Origin of the sequence: Pararoseomonas baculiformis, from assembly GCF_017813395.1 — a bacterium.
GTDB classification, from domain to species: Bacteria; Pseudomonadota; Alphaproteobacteria; order Acetobacterales; family Acetobacteraceae; genus Roseomonas; species Roseomonas baculiformis.
In genome coordinates this window covers 164,169-180,770 of the sequence record NZ_JAGIZB010000011.1, presented here as the reverse complement: position 1 = coordinate 180,770, position 16,602 = coordinate 164,169, and the positions used below count along the sequence as shown (strand labels likewise).

The following is a 16,602-nucleotide window of genomic DNA, read 5'->3' as shown; positions in this document are numbered from 1 at the left end:
AAGCCGCGGCCAGCAGTGCCTGGTACCGCAAACCACGTCCAACCTTCAGCGACACCCTCGCCGCCGTGCGACGTCATATCTGGCGAGAGCAGGGTTTGCTCACGTCGCGGCGCAGCACCCACAGCGCAAAACCCCGCCCAGCCCTGCAACGCGCCCTGGCTTACGCCATCTGCCACGCCGCGTGATGGCCAAAGTCGAGCTTAGAAGTGGCTCCACCCACCCCGCGGCAGAGCCATGGCCTGCCCATCCGGCCCGAGGACCGTCACTCCCGGCGCCCCCAACGTAAATCGCCCGATACGCGCAACAGGCGTGCCTGCCGCATCTGCCGCGGCAAGGATGCGTGCTGCGTCGGCCGGATCCGCCGCGAAGAGAAGCTCGTAATCGTCGCCGCCGGTGGCGAGCCGGGGCAGCCAGGTGGCGTCGTCTTGGATGAACCCGCGCGCCGGCTCCGATAGCGGGATCGAGCCGAGTTCCAGCATGGCTCCGAGGTTGGAGGCGCGGCAGAGATGGCCGAGATCCTGCGCCAGCCCGTCCGAGACATCCATGGCCGCATGGGCCAGCCCGCGTAGCGCCCGGCCAAGCGCTAGGCGCGGCTCCGGCAACCGGTAGCGCCGGGCGAGATGGCCCGCCGCATCCGCCGGCGCGCGCCCCTGAAGCACGGCCAGGCCCAGCGCCCCGTCACCGATCGTGCCTGAAACCCAGAGATCATCCCCCGCCCGCGCGCCGTTGCGCCGCAGGGCGAGGCCGGGCGGCACAGTGCCGAGGATGGTCAGGGACAGGCAGGCCGGACCGGGGATGGAAACCGTGTCCCCGCCCAGCACCTGCAGCCCGAATTCACGCTGGTCCGCCGCCAGCCCGGCCGCGAAGCCCTCCAGCCATTCCGCCGTGGTGCCGCGCGGAAGGGCGGTGGTCATCAGATAGGCCAGGGGCTCGGCGCCCATGGCGGCGAGGTCGGAGAGATTCACCCGGAGCAGCTTGCGGCCGATCGTCTCCGGCGGGTCATCCGGAAGGTAGTGGACACCTTCGACCATGGCATCCGCCGCCAGCACCAGCTCCCGCCCCGGGGGCGGCGCCAGCAGGGCGGCGTCATCGGACAGGTCCAGCGCCCCCTCCCCCGCAAGCCCGCGGAAATGCCGGGCGATCAGCGCGAATTCCGGCGGCAGGCTCATGGGGGTCCGGCGTGGCGTTCAGGTCTTGGGCTGGAACTCATCCCCGCGCATCTGCCGCGCCAGGGCGTCCAGCACGCCATTCGCGAAGCGCGGCTCCTCTCCGTCGAAGAAGCCGTGGGCGATGTCCATGTACTCGTTGATCACCACGCGCGCGGGGGTGTCGGCAGCGCCCCAGAACTCGGTAGCGGCGGCGCGCAGGAGGGCGCGGAGCACCGGGTCCAGCCGGTCCAGTGTCCATGTGCCCGAAAGATGGCCGGAGATGGCGGCATCGATCGTTTCGGCATTCTTCGCCGCACCGCGTACGATCTTGCTGAACAGCGGCACGTCGGCCTGGGGCACGCGGCCATCCTCGTAGCCGGCATCGCTGCCCAGCGTGCCTATCCGGTGGCGCACGAACTGGTCGATCACGGTCTCCGCGCTCTCCCCGCCCGCCTCGGACTGGAACAGCGCCTGCACGGCGGCCACGCGGGCCCCCGTGCGGGGGCGGCCGGCATTGGGGCGGGGATTGCGCTTCGGCGCCTGGCTCATGCGGATTCCTCAAGGCGCCGGGCCAGCGCGATCTGCCAGATCAGGGCATTGGCGGCCTCGACACCCTTGTTGTGGCGGTCCGGGGAGGACCGGGCGATGGCCTGCTGGATGTCGTGCACGGTGAGCAGGCCAAAGCCGATCGGCGCGGCCGTTTCCACCGAGATGTCCATCACGCCGCGGCAGGCCTCGCGGCAGATGTGGTCGTAATGATCCGTCTCGCCCTTCACCACGCAGCCGAAGAGCAAATAGCCGTCATACCGGCCGGAGCGGATAGCCAGGCGCAGGGCGGCGGGCAGCTCGAAGGCGCCGGCCACGTCCAGCACCTCGGCTTCGGACCCGATGCCGGCCAGCACGGCCAGGGCGCCATCCACCATGCCGCCCACGACATCGGCGTAATAGGGCGCCTGGATCACCGCCACGCGCGGCGGCGGGCCGGCAAGCTCGGGCGGGACACGAAGGGGGGCGTCGGCCGTGCTCAAGAGGCGTCTCCGATCGGGCGGATATCGGTGATGGTCAGGCCATAGCCTTCGAGGCCGACCACGGGGCGCGGATGGTTGGAGAGCAGGATCATCTCCCGCACCCCGAGATCCGCCAGGATCTGGGCGCCGATGCCGTAGTCGCGCAGTTCCGGCGCCATCTTCTCGCGGCCGGCCCGCACGCGCTCGGACAGGGCGCTCGCCTTCACGTCGCGGATCAGCACCACCACGCCCCTTCCCTCCTGGCCGATCAGGTCCATCGCCTGGTGCAGGTCCTTCGGGCCGTTGCGGCCGGTGATGTCGGCCAGCAGGTTCACCGCATGCACGCGCACCGGAATGGGCCCGGGCCGGGCCAGGTCGCCGCGCACCAGCGCCACGTGCTCCCCGTATTCCAGGGTGTTGGCGTAGATCACGATCCGCCAGGGGCCGCCCGGCGCATCCTCCAGCATGCCCTCCTCCACCCGGCGCACCAGGCGCTCCGTGCGGCGGCGATGGGCGATCAGGTCGGCGATGGTGCCGAGCTTCAGGTTATGGTGCTGGGCGAAGGCCACCAGGTCCGGCATCCGGGCCATGGTGCCGTCCTCGTTCATGATCTCGCAGATCACGCCGGAGGGGTTCAGCCCGGCCAGCCGGGCGAAGTCCACGGCCGCCTCGGTATGGCCCGCCCGAACCAGCGTGCCCCCCTCCCGCGCGACCAGCGGGAAGACATGGCCGGGGGTGACGATGTGCTCACGCCCCATCTCCGGGTTGATGGCCACCGCCACGGTGCGCGCGCGGTCCGCGGCGGAAATGCCGGTGGTCACCCCGTCCCTCGCCTCGATCGAGACGGTGAAAGCGGTCTGGTGCCGCGTGCCGTTGCTCTGGGCCATCAGGGGCAGGCCCAGCTGCTCCACGCGCTGGCGGGTCATGGCCAGGCAGATCAGGCCCCGCGCGTGGCGGGCCATGAAGTTCACGGCATCCGGCGTGGCGAACTGGGCGGGGATGACGAGATCGCCCTCGTTCTCGCGGTCCTCGTCATCCACCAGGATGAACATGCGGCCGCGCCGGGCCTCGTCCAGCAGCTCCTCGGTCGGGCTGATGAAATCGGCGAAGCTGGTGGTGTGGAGCTGTGTGCTCATGCCCCGGACTGCCCCTCGAACTGGCGGAGACGCGCGACATAGCGCGCCAGCATGTCGATCTCGATATTCACCCGTGCGCCCGGCGCCAGCGTACCCAGCGCCGTCGCCTCGGTGGTGTGGGGGATCAGGTTCACGCCGAAGCTCTCCCCCTCCACCTCGTTCACGGTGAGGGAGACGCCATCCACGGTGATGCTGCCCTTCTCCGCTACGAAGCGGGCCAGCCCCGGGGGCAGGCGGAAGCGCCAGCGATGCGACCCGTTCTCGGGCGTGACGGAGAGCACCTCGGCGACCCCGTCCACATGGCCGGAGACGACATGGCCGCCCATTTCGTCCCCCATGCGGAGGGAACGCTCCAGGTTGATCCGCATCCCCTCGCGCCAGCCGCCCAGGGTGGTGCGGGACAGGCTTTCGGCGGAGATCTCCACCTCGAACAGGTCGCCTTCCTGCGCCACCACCGTCAGGCAGCAGCCGGAGCAGCAGATCGAGGCACCCAGGGCCACGCCCTGCAGCCAGCCCGGCGGGGTTCCGATGGCCACGCGCATGTCCTGGCCTGCCCCGATGGGGGTCAGGCGGCGGATTGTTCCGATCGCTGTGACAATGCCGGTGAACACGGGGGGCTTCCGTCAGGTGGCGTGTGCGGAGCAGGGGATGGCCCGCGCGAGCCCCTGTGACAAGGGGGAGACGGCGCGGGTCAGCCCGGCGCGGCGTTTGGCGGCCCGGGGCTTGCGATCACATCGGCCTCGACCAGCCAGGCATCCCCGGCCGGCCGGCGGGAGGTGACCCGGAGCCGCGGCATCTGTTCCAGCCTGTCCACGCCCAGGCTGTCGAAGCCCGGAAGGCCGTCACCCCCGATCAGGGAGGGCGCCATGAACCAGGCCACCCGGTTCACCAGCCCGGCCCGGAGGAGCGAGGCCGAGAGGATAGCGCCACCTTCCACCAGGAGCCGGCTGATGCCCTTGGCGGCCAGGGCGCGCAGCAGCGCCTCCGGTTCCAGGCCGCCGCCGGTGGCCGGCGGCACGTCCACGAACTCGGCGCCGCGCTGCTCCAGCGCCGCCAGGGCCGCGGGATCGTGGCCGGGGCGCGTCGCGATCCAGGCCGGGGCCTCCGCGTTGAACAGCCGGGCGCCGAGCGGCGTCCGGAGCCGGGCATCGGCGATCACCCGCACGGTCGGCCGGGGGGCGAAGCCCGGCAGGCGGCAGGTCAGCTCGGGGTCATCGGCCAGCAGCGTGCCGCTCCCCGCCATTACCGCGTCATGGCATCCGCGCAGGGCATGGGCCATGCGCCGCGCCTCGGGCCCGGTGATCCACTGGCTCTCACCGGTGCGGGTGGCGATGCGCCCATCCAGCGTGGTGGCCAGCTTCAGCGTGACCAGGGGCAGCCCATGCTCCAGGCGCCTGACGAAGCCGGCATTCACCCGCCGCGCCTCATCCTCCAGCAGCCCGATCTCCACGACGATGCCCGCATCGCGCAGGCGCTGCAGCCCTTCCCCATCCACCCTGGGGTCGGGGTCCCGCAGCGCCACCACCACGCGGGCCACCCGCGCGGCGATCAGCGCATCGGTGCAGGGGGGCGTGCGGCCCCAATGGCAGCAGGGCTCCAGCGTGACATAGGCCGTGGCCCCCTCGGTCCGGCCGGCTGCGGCGCGCAGGGCCTCGGTCTCGGCATGGGGGCGGCCGCCAGGGCGGGTATGACCCCGCCCGACCACGCGCCCGTCCCGCACGATGACGCAGCCTACGGAAGGGTTCGGCCAGGTGTTTCCCAGGCCCCTTGCGGCCAGCGCCAGGGCGGCGCGCATATGCTCTAGGTCGGACACGGCGGCGGGTTTGCTCGCGGACTCAGCTATTGTCCAGCGAGCCCAGGAAGGCGTTGAAGTCCTTCGCATCCCGGAAGTTCTGGTAAACGCTGGCGAAACGCACATAGGCCACCGGATCCAACTCCCGCAGCACCTCCATCACGCGCTGGCCGATGGCCTTGGAGGTCAGCTCCTCCGCCCCTTCCGACTCCAGGCGGCGCTGGATGCCGGAGACGATGCGCTCCACCTTTTCCGCATCCACCGGCCGCTTGCGCAGCGCCACGCGGATGGAGCGGGCGAGCTTCTCCCGGTCGAAGGGCACGCGCCTTCCGTCGCTCTTCACAACGGTCAGCTCGCGCAGCTGCACCCGCTCGAAGGTGGTGAACCGGGCGCCGCAGGCATTGCAGGAACGGCGCCGACGGATGGCGGCACCGTCCTCGGCCGGACGGCTGTCCTTCACCTGCGTGTCCTCGGACTGGCAGAAGGGGCAGCGCATCCGGCGGGGTTATCTCAGCTTCGGTAGATCGGGAAGCGGGCGCAGAGAGCGTGGACCGCCTCGCCCACCGCGCGCTCGGCCGCCTCGTTCCCCTCCGGGGAGTTGGACCGGGAAAGCCCGTCCAGCACCTGCCCGATCAGGCGGCCGACCTCGCGGAATTCCTCGGTCCCGAAACCGCGGGACGTGGCGGCGGGAGAGCCCAGCCGCACGCCGGAGGTGACGAAGGGCTTCTCCGGATCGAAGGGAATGGCGTTCTTGTTCACCGTCAGGTGCGCCCGGCCAAGCGCGGCCTCGGCGGCCTTGCCCGTCAGGTTCTTCGGGCGAAGGTCCACCAGCACGAGGTGGTTGTCCGTCCCGCCGGTGACGAGGCCGAAGCCCTGCTCGCGCAGTTCATCCGCCAGGGCGCGGGCATTGTCCACCACGGCGCGGGCGTAGGAGCGGAACTCCGGCCGCAGCGCCTCGCCGAAGGCGACGGCCTTGGCGGCGATGACATGCATCAGCGGCCCGCCCTGGGTGCCCGGGAAGACGGCCGAGTTCAGCTTCTTCGCCAGCGCCTCGTCATCCGTGAGGATCATGCCGCCACGCGGCCCGCGCAGGGTCTTGTGGGTGGTGGTGGTCACCACATGGGCATGGGGAAAGGGCGAGGAATGCGCGCCGCCGGCCACCAGCCCGGCGAAATGGGCGATGTCCACCATGAAGATGGCGCCCACCTCGTCCGCGATCTCGCGGAAGCGGGGGAAGTCCCATTCGCGGGCATAGGCGGAGCCGCCGGCCAGGATCAGCTTCGGGCGGGATTCCCGGGCGATGCGCGCGACCTCGTCCATGTCGATCCGCTGGTCCTCGCGCCGCACCGTGTAGGGTGCGACCTTGAACCACTTGCCGGACATGTTGACCGGCGAGCCATGGGAGAGATGCCCGCCAGCGGCGAGGTCCAGCCCCATGAAGGTGTCGCCGGGCTGCAGCAGCGCGAAGAACACGGCCGCATTGGCCTGGGCCCCCGAATGGGGCTGCACGTTGGCGTAGCCGCAACCGAACAGCTTCTTGGCGCGCTCGATCGCCAGCGTCTCGGCGATGTCCACCACCTCGCAGCCGCCATAGTAGCGCTTGCCCGGCAGGCCCTCGGCGTATTTGTTCGTCAGGACCGAGCCCTGGGCCTCCAGCACGGCGCGGGAGACGATGTTCTCGGACGCGATCAGCTCGATCCCGTCCTGCTGGCGGACCAGCTCGCGGGAGATCACCTCGGCGATCTCGGGATCAATCTCCGAGAGCGGGGCGTTGTAGAAGCGGTCGGTGCTGGCGGCGGGGGTCTGGTCGTTCACGGCGTGCGGGTCCAGTCCGGAGAGAGCTTCAGGACCCGGCGGTCATGGCGGCCGCCGGCATAGGGCGTGGCGAGGAAGGCGCGCAGGGCCTCCAGCGCCGGTTCCGGCCCCGTCATGCGGGCGCCGAAGGCGATCACATTGGCATCGTTGTGCTCGCGCGAAAGCCGCGCGCCGGTCACGTCATGCACAAGGGCGCAGCGGATGCCGGGCAGCCGGTTGGCGGCGATGGAGATGCCGATGCCTGTGCCGCAGACCAGCAGGCCGAAGCGGGCCCGGCCGGCATGCACGGCCTCCGCCACCGCATGGCCGAAATCAGGGTAGTCCACGCTCTCCGGGCCATGGGTGCCCATGTCGAGGACGGAATGGCCCGCTTCCTCCAGCGCCTGGCGGAGGGTGGCCTTGAGGGCGAGGCCGGCATGGTCGGCGCCGACAGCAATGGTCAGGGGGGCAGTCATGGCGGCGCTCTACCACGGGTAGGGCCGGGGGTGGAACGGCGCCGCCACTCCTTGGGAACGGGTCCGCCATGCATGGCTCCGCGATCAGGGGGCCCCATGGGCGGCAAGGAAGGCGGGCACCCGCCGCAGCGCATCGGCCCGCGCCGCCTCATCCGTTCCCATGCGGGCGGTGCCGTCTCCCCGGGCCGTCATGTCCAGCCCGGACAGGCTGCGCACGGGCATGCCGGGCTGGTCGAAGCCATGGGCGGCGCGGGGATACTCCACCACTTCCACCGGGGCCGGGCGGGCGCGCTCCGCCGCCAGGCGGCAAGGCCCGGGCGGCGTCCAGTCATCGGCACCGCCCAGGAGCATCAGCACCGGGGCTGCGGGGCGCCAGGGCGGCGGTTGCTGCCCGGGCCGGGCGCAGCCGGGATAGAGCGCGACAGCGCCCCGAAGCAGCCCCGGCGGCACCGGCGCGCCGATGGCGGCCAGCGCCGTGCTGCCGCCATGGGACCAGCCCAGCAGGAAGGCGCCGCCCGGCGCGGCCCAGGGCTGGGCGGCGGCCCAGGCGGCCGCGGCATGGGCATCGGCCCGGCGCGTGGTCTCGGGCAGGATGCCCTTCTCCCCGCCCGAGCAGACCTGGGTGACACCGCGGCTGCCGAAGCTGTCCGGGAACAGCACGGGATGGCCCGATGCGGCGAGCCTGGCCGCCCAGTCCGCCTCCCGCGGGGGGAGGGAAAGGGGCGCGCCCGGCCCGCCCAGCCCCCCGCAGCCATGCAGCGCCACCACCGGGATTCCCTTTCCGGCACCGCCGGCCCGCACGAGCAGGCCGCGCAGCGGCGTCCCGGCCGGGCCGGGGATGGTGACGGGCTCGGCAGCCAGGGCGGGGCCGGCGGCCAGGAGGGCGAGGGGGAGAAGCCACTTCATGCGGGTGCAGCGCCCCTCCCCTGCCCCGGTTTCTCTTGGCGCGCGCGGGGCTTGGCGCGACAAAAGCGGGCATGACGCACCCGCTCTTCCCCATCTCCCGCCCCCGCCGCAACCGCGTTGACGAGGCCACGCGCCGCCTGGTGGCCGAGAACAGGCTGTCGGTGGACGACCTGATCTGGCCGATCTTCCTGGTGGAAGGCGAGGACCAGAACCAGCCAGTGGCCTCCATGCCTGGCGTGCGCCGCGTGTCGCTGGACCGGCTGGCCGAGCATGTGGGGCCGGCGGCGGAACTGGGCATCCCGGCCATCGCCCTGTTCCCCGCGACGCCTGCCGGGAAGAAGGACGCGGAGGGCACGGAGGCGCGGAACCCGGAAAACCTGATGTGCCGTGCCGCGCGGCAGCTTGCGCGGGACTTTCCGAACCTGGCGCTTGTGGGGGACGTGGCGCTCGATCCCTACACGGATCACGGCCATGACGGCGTGATCCGCCAGGGCTATGTGCACAACGACGAGTCCCTGGAGGTGCTGGTGGCGCAGGCCGTGAACCAGGCCGAGGCCGGGATCGGCATCATCGCCCCGTCGGACATGATGGATGGCCGCGTGGGCGAGATCCGCAAGGCGCTCGATGCGCGCGGGCTGATCAACACGCGGATCATGTCCTACTCCGCCAAATATGCCTCCGCCTTCTACGGTCCCTTCCGCGATGCGGTGGGCTCGGGCGGCGCGCTGAAGGGCGACAAGAAGACCTACCAGATGAACCCGGCCAATTCGGACGAGGCGATCCGCGAGGTGGCGGCCGACCTGGCGGAAGGGGCGGACATGGTGATGGTGAAGCCGGGCATGCCCTATCTCGACATCATCCGGCGCGTGAAGGAGGAGTTCCGCGTACCAACCTTCGCCTACCAGGTGAGCGGTGAGTACGCGATGATCGAGGCTGCCGCCGCGAATGGCTGGATCGACCGGGAGAAAGCGATGATGGAGAGCCTGATGGCCTTCCGCCGCGCCGGGGCCGATGGCGTGCTGACCTATTTCGCCGTGGACGCCGCAAGGCGCCTGCGCGCGGGCTGAGCCCGGGCGCGCATCCCGCAGAAAGGCCGGGGGATCGCTCCCCCGGGCCCATGTCCCTACATCGCAGGACGACGCATCGGCCGCCGGCCGGCCGGTGCTGGAGCCGTGGCAGCGGCCGGGGCTGCGAAGATGCGCTGCATCTCGGCGCCCACGAATTCCTGCGCCTCCCGCGCGCGGGTGAGCACGGCATCCGCGCCGAAGAACTCATGCGTCACGCCGGGATAGAGCCGGTGGGCAACGGGAACGCCGGCGGCGCGGAGCTTCTCGGCCAGGCGCTGCCCGTCGCTCGCCAGCGGGTCGATCTCCGCATTCACCAGCACCACGGGCGGCAGGCCGGCGAGATCGGCCTTGCCGACGAGATCGAGCCGCGGGTCCTGCAGGTCCTGCGGGCCGCGCGTGTAGTTGCGCACGAACCACTCGATCGCCGGCCGGTTCAGCGGCTTCGCATTGGCGAATTGCTGGTAGGAAGGCGTGTTCAGGTCCACCCCCGCCACCGGGTAGATCGCGGCCACGGCGCGCGGCAGCGGCAGGCGGGTGTCACGCGCGAGAATGGCCGTGTTCAGGGCAAGGTTACCACCCGCGCTTTCGCCGGCCACCGCGATGCGGCCGGGATCGGCCCCAAGGGAGGCCGCGTTGCGCACGGCCCAGGCATAGGCCGCATTCGCGTCGTCATGGGCGGTCGGGAAGCGGAACTCCGGGCCCTGGCGATAGTGAACCGAGAGAACCAGCGCCTCGCTCAGCCTGCTCAGCGCGCGGGCGGAGAAATCATAGGTTTCGATATCCGCGATCACCCAGCCACCGCCATGGAAATACACGATGAGCGGCAGCGGGCGGCTATGCGCCACGATCGGGCGGTACAGCCGCGCACGCAGCGGCGCGGGCAGCGTGCTGATCGTGATGTCCTCGAAGCTGCCGATCACGCGGCCGGGGTTGGTGTTGGCCAGCTCCCTTGCGCGCACCTTCACCGCATCGGCATAGGAGGGCTGCCGGCGCGCCTCGGCGGCGCTCAGCGCCTCGATCGGGCGCGGGTTCAGCCGCTGCAGCGTCTCGAGCAGGGCGCGCTGCTCCGGATCAGCGCGGCCGGACGGATCGGCCGGCATCATCATCGTGGGATCCTGCGGCGCGCAGGCCGAGGCAAAGGCGGCAAGGCCCAGGGGCAGCAGCAATGCGCCGCGGCGCGAAACACTCGTCATGCGGGGATTCTCCAACCATGCCGCTTGGGCATTGGGGCTGGAACGTCACGGTGGCAGCGCGGTTGCCAGCCTCAGGCGGAGAGGAATTCCAGGATCGGCGCGGTCTGCGCGGGATCGATCAGGCCCGGCGCATGGCCGCAATCTCTAAAGGTGGCGAGCTGCGTGTCCGCCCGCGCGGCCATGGCGGTAGCTGTGGCTTCGTCCAGCAGGTCGCTCTCCGCGCCGCGCAGGACAAGGATGGGCTGCCTCAGCGTCTGCCAGACCGGCCAGAGATCCACATCGGTGATCGGCCCGCCCAGCAGCGGCTCCGCGATGGCGGGGTCGTAATGCAGGACCAGCCGGCCTGCCGCCGTGCGCCGCGCGCTGGTTTCCGCCATGTGCCGCCAGGCGGCATCGGGCAGCCGCCCGAAGCCGGCATGCACCAGGCGCAGATGCGCTTCCACCTCATCGATGCGCGTGAATTCCGGGCGAAGCCCGAGATAGGTGGCGATGCGCTGCAACGCATGGGCGGGAAGGAAGGGCCCGACATCGTTCAGCACCATGCGCCGCGGCGCCACGCCGGACATGGCGCCGATTCCCATGCCGATCAGCCCGCCCATCGAGGTGCCCACCCAGTCGAAGGGACCGGGCAGCTGCACGAGGAACTGCTGGAAGGCGAGCGCATAGGTCGGCACGGCATAGAGCTTGCCGTCCGGCAGCCAGTCGCTGAAGCCGCGCCCGAACACATCGGGGCAGATGACACGGCGGCCCTGGCTGGCCAGGCGAAGGGCCAGGACATCGAAGTCCCGGCCGTTGCGCGTCAGCCCATGCACGCAGACAACGGGCATCCCGTCCACCGGGCCCCATTCCACCCAGCGCAGCATGGCCTGGAGCGGCCCGACCTGGCAGCGGAACGCCCCGGGCCGCGGCGACAGGGAACCGCCTTCCCTAGACAACGCCACCCTCGCGCAGCTTCGCCACCTCGTCGGCGCCCAGGCCCAGTTGCCCCAGCACCTCCTCCGTATGCTGGCCAAGGATGGGGGCCGCGCTGCGATAGCTCGGCGGCGTCGCGGAAAGCCGGACGGGGTTGGCGATGACCTGCACGCGCTCGCCGCTCGCATGGTCCATGTCCACGATCACTTCGCGGGCCTTCACATGCGGGTCCTCGAACACGTCCTTCAGCGTGTTGATCGGGCCGCAGCCGATCTTCGCCGCCTCCAGCGCCGCCACCCATTCCTTGGTGGTGCGGCTCCGCATCACCGGGGTCAGCGTGTCGGTGACGAGCTGGCGGTTCTGCACGCGCGCGGCATTGGTGGCGAAGCGCTCATCCTGCAGCAGCGCCTCCTGGCCGGTCAGCTTGCAGAAGCGCTCGAAGGTCGGGTCATTGCCGACGGAGAGCACGATGTAGCCGTCCTTGCTCGGGAAGACCTGGTAGGGGACGATGTTCGGGTGCTGGTTGCCGAGGCGCGGCGGGTTCTCGCCGGTGGCGATGAAGTTGGAGGCCTGGTTGGCCAGCCAGGCGACGCTGGTGTCCAGCATGCCGATATCGATGCGCTGCCCCTGCCCCGTCGCGTGGCGATGGTTCACCGCCGCCAGCACGCCGATACAGCCATAGAGGCCGGAGAAGAGATCCGCGACGGGAACGCCCACCTTCTGCGGCTCGCCCTCGATCTCGCCGGTCAGCGACATCACGCCACCCATGGCCTGGATCAGCGCGTCATAGCCCGGGCGCGGCGCATAGGGGCCGGTCTGCCCGAAGCCGGTGATGGAGCAGTAGATCAGCCGCGGGTACCGGTCCTTCAGGTCGTCCCAGCCCAGCCCGTACTTGGCCAGGGCGCCGACCTTGAAGTTCTCCACCAGGATGTCGCACTCGCCGAGCAGCCTGTGGATGATCGCCTGCCCCTCGGGCTTGGCGATGTCCAGCGTCACCGACTTCTTGTTGCGGTTCACGCCGACGAAATAGGCGCTCTCCCGCGTGTTCGGCACATAGGGCGGCGCGAAGCCGCGCGTGTCGTCGCCGGCGCCCGGGCGCTCGATCTTAATCACCTCGGCACCGAGATCACCGAGCATCTGCGTGCAGGTGGGACCAGCAAGGACGCGGGTGAGGTCGAGCACCTTCAGCCCGTTCAGCGCGCCCGCGGGAAGGGCGCCGGCAAGGGTCGCGCTCATGCGCCGGTGCCCTTCGTGCTGGCGCGCGGCTTCCTGCCCGGAGCGCCCTTCGGCGGGGTGAGCAGCGCGTCCACCGCGCCGGAGCGCACGACCGTGCCGCCACGCGCGAAGGCCTCGTGGTTCCGCTCGATCTCTTCGCGTTCGTACAGATAGTTGACCATCAGACCGTAGGATTCCTGCATGCCGCGGGGCGCGGTATTGCCCAGCCAGTTGATCCGCTCCAGCCGCGCGCCATTGCCCAGGTGGAAGCGCGCCACCGGATCCATCCGGTCGCCGGGATTGGTAAGGAATTCGGCGCAGAGTCGCAGCAGCGGCGTGCGTAGCGCGTCCGCCAGCGCGGGATCCTGCCACCAGTCCGGCCCGGAGAGCTGGGAGGCGAGCTCAGCCTCCGGCGAACCCTCCACGGCCATGCGCTTCTCCAGCCAGCGGCGGAAGCCGGGAATGGGCGAGAGGGTGGAGAAGCGGGTGAGCTGCGGCAGCTCCGCCTTCAGGTCCTCCACCACCTGCTTGATGAGGAAGTTGCCGAAGGAGATGCCGCGCAACCCATCCTGGCAGTTGGAGATGGAGTAGAAGATGGCCGTGTCGGCCTCGGCGGCGCGCTGCTCGGCGCCGGCCTCGTGCTCCGTGTCCAGCAATGGCTGGACCGAGGCGGCAAGGCCCGGCACCAGCGCCACCTCCACGAAGATCAGCGGCTCGTCCGGGAGGGCGGGGTGGAAGAAGCCGTAGCAGCGGCGGTCGGCGGCCAGGCGGCGCCGCAGGTCGTGCCAGCCGGCGATTTCATGCACCGCCTCGTAGCGGATGATCTTCTCCAGGACGGCGGCCGGGGTCTGCCAGTCGATGCGCCGCAGCTGGAGGAAGCCACGGTTGAACCAGGAGACGAAGAGATGGTGGAGGTCCGCCTCAAGCGGCTTCAGCGCCGGCTCGTCGCGCATCTCGTGCAGGAGCTGGCGGCGCAGCTCCACCAGCGCGGCCGTGCCGCCCGGCGACATGTTCATGCGCCGCAGCAGCTCCTGCCGCGGCGGCTCCGCGGCGCGGGCCAGGCGGGTGGCGTTCTTCGGGCTGGGATCGGCCAGATAGGCCTCGGCCGCCTCGCGCAGCGGCTCCGGCTTCGCGTCGAAGCTCGTGGCGAGGAAGAGGTGGAAGGCGGCCCGGTCCGCCGGGGCGAGGTCCCGCAGCGCCAACATCACCTCCCGCGCGACGGCGGCGCCGGAGGCCTCCCCGCGCTCGGTGAGCAGGGCCTCGGTGAGGCTCTTGGCGCGCTCCAGCGGCGGCGCGGAATCATTGGGGACCGAGGCGAAGAGGCGCCCGCGATCGGCGATGGACGACCAGAGGCGTTCGATCCAGGAGCGTGCGGCGGCCGGGGCGGGCTCCCGGGTCTCCTGATCCTCGGGGGTACGCTCGATGGTCGTCGCAGCCTCGGACATACAGTCCTCCGTTGGGCGCTGCCGGGCGCCAGGGGGGGCCGGCGCAAAGGCGCGCCGGGATGGCTCGGGCGCTCACGGGCGCCGGGGCTGCCAGATTGGCTTCCCGGCCCCGCGCGGGCAAGGCACGCTTCCGCCAGGACAGGCCCGCCTTGCGGCAAATCCCCGGCGGGGGCACTTTCCCGCCTTCCGCCGGAACGGATGAGGAAACTCCAATGCTCGACCGCCCCCACCCCACCCCCGAGGCGCCGACGACCGACCCCTTCGTCCTGGCCAAGGCCCTCTCGGGCCAGCATTTCATCGGGGGCCGCTACGTGCCCGCGCGCTCGGGCAAGAGCTTCGCCGTGGTGAACCCCGCGACCGGCGAGGAGGTGGCGCGCGCCGCCGAGGGTGACGCCGCCGATGTGGACGCCGCGGTGGAGGACGCCGCCCGTGCCCAGAAGGAATGGGCCCGGATGCCGGCGCGCAAGCGCGGTGCGCTGGTGGCCCAGTGCGCCGCCCTGATGCGCGCCCATGTGGAGGAGCTCGGCCGCCTGATCGCGCTGGAGACGGGCAAGGCGCTGCGGACGGAAAGCCGGGTGGAGGCGAACACCGTCGCCGACATCCTGGAATTCTTCGGCGGGCTGGGCGGCGAGCTGAAGGGCGAGACCGTGCCCTTCGCGCCGGATGTCCTGTCCGTGACGGTGCGCGAGCCGCTGGGCGTGGTGGGGGCCATCATCCCCTGGAACGTGCCCATGCTGCTGATGGCGCTGAAGGTGGCGCCCGCGCTGGTGGCCGGCAACGCGGTGGTGGTGAAGAGCGCGGAGGAGGCGCCGCTGGCGGTGCTGCGCATCTGCGAGCTGATGAACCGCATCCTGCCGGCGGGCGTGTTCAACATGGTTTCCGGCTTCGGCCCGGAATGCGGCGCGCCGCTGGTGGCGCACCCCAAGGTGCGAAAGGTGACCTTCACCGGTTCGGTCGAGACCGGGAAGATCGTGTACCGGACCGCGGCCGAGAAGTTGATCCCGGTGACGCTGGAACTGGGCGGCAAGTCCCCCATGATCGTCTTCGCGGATTGCGACTTCGACAAGACGCTGGCCGGCGCCCTCACCTCCATGCGCTTCACGCGCCAGGGCCAGAGCTGCACGGCGGCGAGCCGCATCTATGTCGAGCGCCCGATCTTCCAGAAGTTCGTGGATGCCATGGCCGAGCGCGTGGACCAGATGGTCATGGGCGACCCGCTGGACGAGAAGACGGATATCGGCACCATCATCTCGGACGGCCAGTTCGAGAAGGTCCGCGGCTTCATCGAGGAAGGCAGGGCGACGGCCGGCGCCAATGGCCGCGCCTGCTCCGCCATGCCTTCCGATCCCGCGCTGAGGAAGGGCCTGTTCATCCAGCCGCATATCTTCACCGGCCTGGGCAAGGACAGCCGCCTGGTGCGCGAGGAGATCTTTGGCCCGGTCACCTGCATCTTCCCCTTCGACGACCCCGAGGCGGTGCTGGAGGAGGCGAATGACAGCGAGTACGGGCTGGCCGCGAGCCTCTGGACCAATAACCTCAAGGTCGGGCTCAACCTGGCGCACAAGCTCGAGGCCGGGCTGGTGCAGATCAACCAGAACCTCGTCGTGCAGGCCAACCTCTCCTACGGCGGCGTGAAGTCCTCCGGCCTGGGGAAGGAGGCGTCGCTCGAGGCCATGCTGGAGCACTTCACCCATAAGAAGACCATCATGGTGAACATGGGCTGAGCGATGAGGGACGAGGTGGAGGCGACGGTGCCGGGGATTCCGACCCTCTCGATCGAGGGCATGGTCGCCACCATCCGGCTGAACCGGCCGGCGGTGCATAACCGCATCGAGCCGGACGACATCGTGGCGCTGGAAGGGCTGCTGGAAGCGATCGCGGCCGAGCCCTCGCTCCGCGTGGCGGTCCTCACGGCCACCGGGCGCTCCTTCAGCTCGGGCTTCCATATCGGCGAGCTCGGCTCCTCCGGCAGGCAGGATGAGTCGAGCTTCGGCAGGCTGGTGGACCGGCTGGAGAATCTGCGCGTCCCGACGATCTGCGCCCTGCAGGGCGGGGTCTATGGTGGCTCGACGGATCTCGCCCTGGCCTGCGACTTCCGGATCGGGGTCACGGGCATGGCGATGTTCATGCCGGCGGCGCGGCTGGGGCTGCACTACTATCCCAGCGGCATGCAGCGCTATGTCAGCCGCCTCGGCCTGAACGCCGCCAAGCGCCTTTTCCTCACGGCGGAGCGGCTGGAGGCTGAGGAGATGCTGCGCATCGGCTTCCTCACGGAACTGGTGGCGCCCGAGGCACTTCAGGACAGGGTTGCCGGGCTGGCCGCGGTCCTTGCGGCCAACGCCCCCCTGGCCGTGCAGGGAATGAAGCGGTCGCTGAACGACATCGCGCGCGGGAATCCCGATCTGGATGCGATCCTCACCACCATGCGGCAGGTGCGGGCATCCGAGGACTTGACCGAAGGCCGCACCGCCTGGATGGAGAAGCGCCCGCCCCGTTTCAGCGGGCGCTAGC

18 protein-coding genes are annotated in these 16,602 nt (G+C 70.8%); 4 read left to right on the top strand and 14 right to left on the bottom strand.

Translation table 11 applies throughout. The features are described from left to right. Positions 1-185: hypothetical protein (locus tag J8J14_RS13485; protein ID WP_456307520.1), on the top strand; the 185-nt coding region annotated here is incomplete at its 5' end. 15 nt (positions 186-200) lie between these two features. Here J8J14_RS13485 and thiL read toward each other — a convergent pair. The 10 genes from thiL to J8J14_RS13435 form a co-directional block, all read right to left on the bottom strand. Then, positions 201-1,169, bottom strand: coding sequence for a thiamine-phosphate kinase (thiL, locus tag J8J14_RS13480; RefSeq protein ID WP_209380047.1), 969 nt, complete (start codon positions 1,167-1,169; stop codon positions 201-203). A gap of 18 nt (positions 1,170-1,187) precedes the next feature. After that, positions 1,188-1,697 (bottom strand): transcription antitermination factor NusB, encoded by a 510-nt coding sequence (gene nusB, locus J8J14_RS13475; protein ID WP_209380046.1) that lies wholly within the window; start codon positions 1,695-1,697, stop codon positions 1,188-1,190. Next, positions 1,694-2,176 (bottom strand): 6,7-dimethyl-8-ribityllumazine synthase, encoded by a 483-nt coding sequence (ribH, locus tag J8J14_RS13470; RefSeq protein WP_209380045.1) that lies wholly within the window; start codon positions 2,174-2,176, stop codon positions 1,694-1,696. The genes nusB and ribH overlap by 4 nt, the downstream gene beginning before the upstream one ends. Further along, positions 2,173-3,291: a 3,4-dihydroxy-2-butanone-4-phosphate synthase gene (ribB, locus tag J8J14_RS13465; protein WP_209380044.1), complete on the bottom strand. Its 1,119-nt coding sequence runs from the start codon at positions 3,289-3,291 to the stop codon at positions 2,173-2,175. The genes ribH and ribB overlap by 4 nt, the downstream gene beginning before the upstream one ends. Continuing rightward, positions 3,288-3,902, bottom strand: coding sequence for a riboflavin synthase (locus tag J8J14_RS13460; protein ID WP_209380043.1), 615 nt, complete (start codon positions 3,900-3,902; stop codon positions 3,288-3,290). Before J8J14_RS13460 ends, ribB begins: the two co-directional genes overlap by 4 nt. Positions 3,903-3,982: 80 nt before the next feature. Beyond that, positions 3,983-5,104, bottom strand: a complete 1,122-nt coding sequence (ribD, locus tag J8J14_RS13455) for a bifunctional diaminohydroxyphosphoribosylaminopyrimidine deaminase/5-amino-6-(5-phosphoribosylamino)uracil reductase RibD (protein WP_456307519.1) — start codon at positions 5,102-5,104, stop codon at positions 3,983-3,985. A gap of 22 nt (positions 5,105-5,126) precedes the next feature. Then, positions 5,127-5,579, bottom strand: coding sequence for a transcriptional regulator NrdR (nrdR, locus tag J8J14_RS13450; RefSeq protein WP_209380042.1), 453 nt, complete (start codon positions 5,577-5,579; stop codon positions 5,127-5,129). Between the two features lie 14 nt (positions 5,580-5,593). Continuing rightward, positions 5,594-6,898 carry a serine hydroxymethyltransferase gene (gene glyA / locus J8J14_RS13445; protein WP_209380041.1) on the bottom strand — a complete coding sequence of 435 codons (1,305 nt, stop codon included), beginning with the start codon at positions 6,896-6,898 and terminating at the stop codon, positions 5,594-5,596. After that, the gene (gene rpiB, locus J8J14_RS13440; RefSeq protein WP_209380040.1) at positions 6,895-7,353 is read right to left on the bottom strand and encodes a ribose 5-phosphate isomerase B; all 459 of its coding nucleotides are present in this window, start codon (positions 7,351-7,353) and stop codon (positions 6,895-6,897) included. The genes glyA and rpiB overlap by 4 nt, the downstream gene beginning before the upstream one ends. Positions 7,354-7,437: 84 nt before the next feature. Continuing rightward, entirely contained in the window at positions 7,438-8,259 is an 822-nt protein-coding gene (locus J8J14_RS13435) for a dienelactone hydrolase family protein (RefSeq protein WP_209380039.1), read from the bottom strand. Between the two features lie 71 nt (positions 8,260-8,330). On the opposite strand from J8J14_RS13435, the gene hemB reads away from it, so the two are divergent. Then, positions 8,331-9,326 (top strand): porphobilinogen synthase, encoded by a 996-nt coding sequence (gene hemB, locus J8J14_RS13430; RefSeq protein WP_209380038.1) that lies wholly within the window; start codon positions 8,331-8,333, stop codon positions 9,324-9,326. A gap of 56 nt (positions 9,327-9,382) precedes the next feature. Here hemB and J8J14_RS13425 read toward each other — a convergent pair whose 3' ends face one another. The 4 genes from J8J14_RS13425 to J8J14_RS13410 form a co-directional block, all read right to left on the bottom strand. Further along, complete coding sequence (locus J8J14_RS13425) at positions 9,383-10,519, bottom strand: alpha/beta hydrolase (protein ID WP_209380037.1); 1,137 nt, start codon at positions 10,517-10,519, stop codon at positions 9,383-9,385. Between the two features lie 71 nt (positions 10,520-10,590). Beyond that, positions 10,591-11,382, bottom strand: a complete 792-nt coding sequence (locus J8J14_RS13420; protein WP_209380036.1) for an alpha/beta fold hydrolase — start codon at positions 11,380-11,382, stop codon at positions 10,591-10,593. Positions 11,383-11,446: 64 nt separating this feature from the next. Next, on the bottom strand, positions 11,447-12,667 hold the full coding sequence (locus J8J14_RS13415; RefSeq protein ID WP_209380035.1) for a CaiB/BaiF CoA transferase family protein: 1,221 nt from the start codon (positions 12,665-12,667) through the stop codon (positions 11,447-11,449). Beyond that, complete coding sequence (locus tag J8J14_RS13410; protein WP_209380034.1) at positions 12,664-14,091, bottom strand: malonyl-CoA decarboxylase; 1,428 nt, start codon at positions 14,089-14,091, stop codon at positions 12,664-12,666. Before J8J14_RS13410 ends, J8J14_RS13415 begins: the two co-directional genes overlap by 4 nt. A 212-nt stretch (positions 14,092-14,303) precedes the next feature. Between J8J14_RS13410 and J8J14_RS13405 the strand changes: the two genes are divergently transcribed. Together J8J14_RS13405 and J8J14_RS13400 are read left to right on the top strand one after the other, a co-directional pair. Next, positions 14,304-15,815: an aldehyde dehydrogenase family protein gene (locus J8J14_RS13405; RefSeq protein ID WP_209380033.1), complete on the top strand. Its 1,512-nt coding sequence runs from the start codon at positions 14,304-14,306 to the stop codon at positions 15,813-15,815. 3 nt (positions 15,816-15,818) lie between these two features. Beyond that, positions 15,819-16,601 carry an enoyl-CoA hydratase/isomerase family protein gene (locus J8J14_RS13400; RefSeq protein ID WP_209380032.1) on the top strand — a complete coding sequence of 261 codons (783 nt, stop codon included), beginning with the start codon at positions 15,819-15,821 and terminating at the stop codon, positions 16,599-16,601. Position 16,602: the final 1 nt, after the last annotated feature.

Bases quoted from the DNA above. Each gene is read 5' to 3' on its own strand.
- thiL (WP_209380047.1), bottom strand. From the start codon at position 1,169: ATGAGCCTGCCGCCGGAATTCGCGCTGATCGCCCGGCATTTCCGCGGG.
- nusB (WP_209380046.1), bottom strand. From the start codon at position 1,697: ATGAGCCAGGCGCCGAAGCGCAATCCCCGCCCCAATGCCGGCCGCCCC.
- ribB (WP_209380044.1), bottom strand. From the start codon at position 3,291: ATGAGCACACAGCTCCACACCACCAGCTTCGCCGATTTCATCAGCCCG.
- nrdR (WP_209380042.1), bottom strand. From the start codon at position 5,579: ATGCGCTGCCCCTTCTGCCAGTCCGAGGACACGCAGGTGAAGGACAGC.
- rpiB (WP_209380040.1), bottom strand. From the start codon at position 7,353: ATGACTGCCCCCCTGACCATTGCTGTCGGCGCCGACCATGCCGGCCTC.
- J8J14_RS13435 (WP_209380039.1), bottom strand. From the start codon at position 8,259: ATGAAGTGGCTTCTCCCCCTCGCCCTCCTGGCCGCCGGCCCCGCCCTG.
- hemB (WP_209380038.1), top strand. From the start codon at position 8,331: ATGACGCACCCGCTCTTCCCCATCTCCCGCCCCCGCCGCAACCGCGTT.
- J8J14_RS13425 (WP_209380037.1), bottom strand. From the start codon at position 10,519: ATGACGAGTGTTTCGCGCCGCGGCGCATTGCTGCTGCCCCTGGGCCTT.
- J8J14_RS13420 (WP_209380036.1), bottom strand. From the start codon at position 11,382: ATGCTGCGCTGGGTGGAATGGGGCCCGGTGGACGGGATGCCCGTTGTC.
- J8J14_RS13415 (WP_209380035.1), bottom strand. From the start codon at position 12,667: ATGAGCGCGACCCTTGCCGGCGCCCTTCCCGCGGGCGCGCTGAACGGG.
- J8J14_RS13410 (WP_209380034.1), bottom strand. From the start codon at position 14,091: ATGTCCGAGGCTGCGACGACCATCGAGCGTACCCCCGAGGATCAGGAG.
- J8J14_RS13405 (WP_209380033.1), top strand. From the start codon at position 14,304: ATGCTCGACCGCCCCCACCCCACCCCCGAGGCGCCGACGACCGACCCC.
- J8J14_RS13400 (WP_209380032.1), top strand. From the start codon at position 15,819: ATGAGGGACGAGGTGGAGGCGACGGTGCCGGGGATTCCGACCCTCTCG.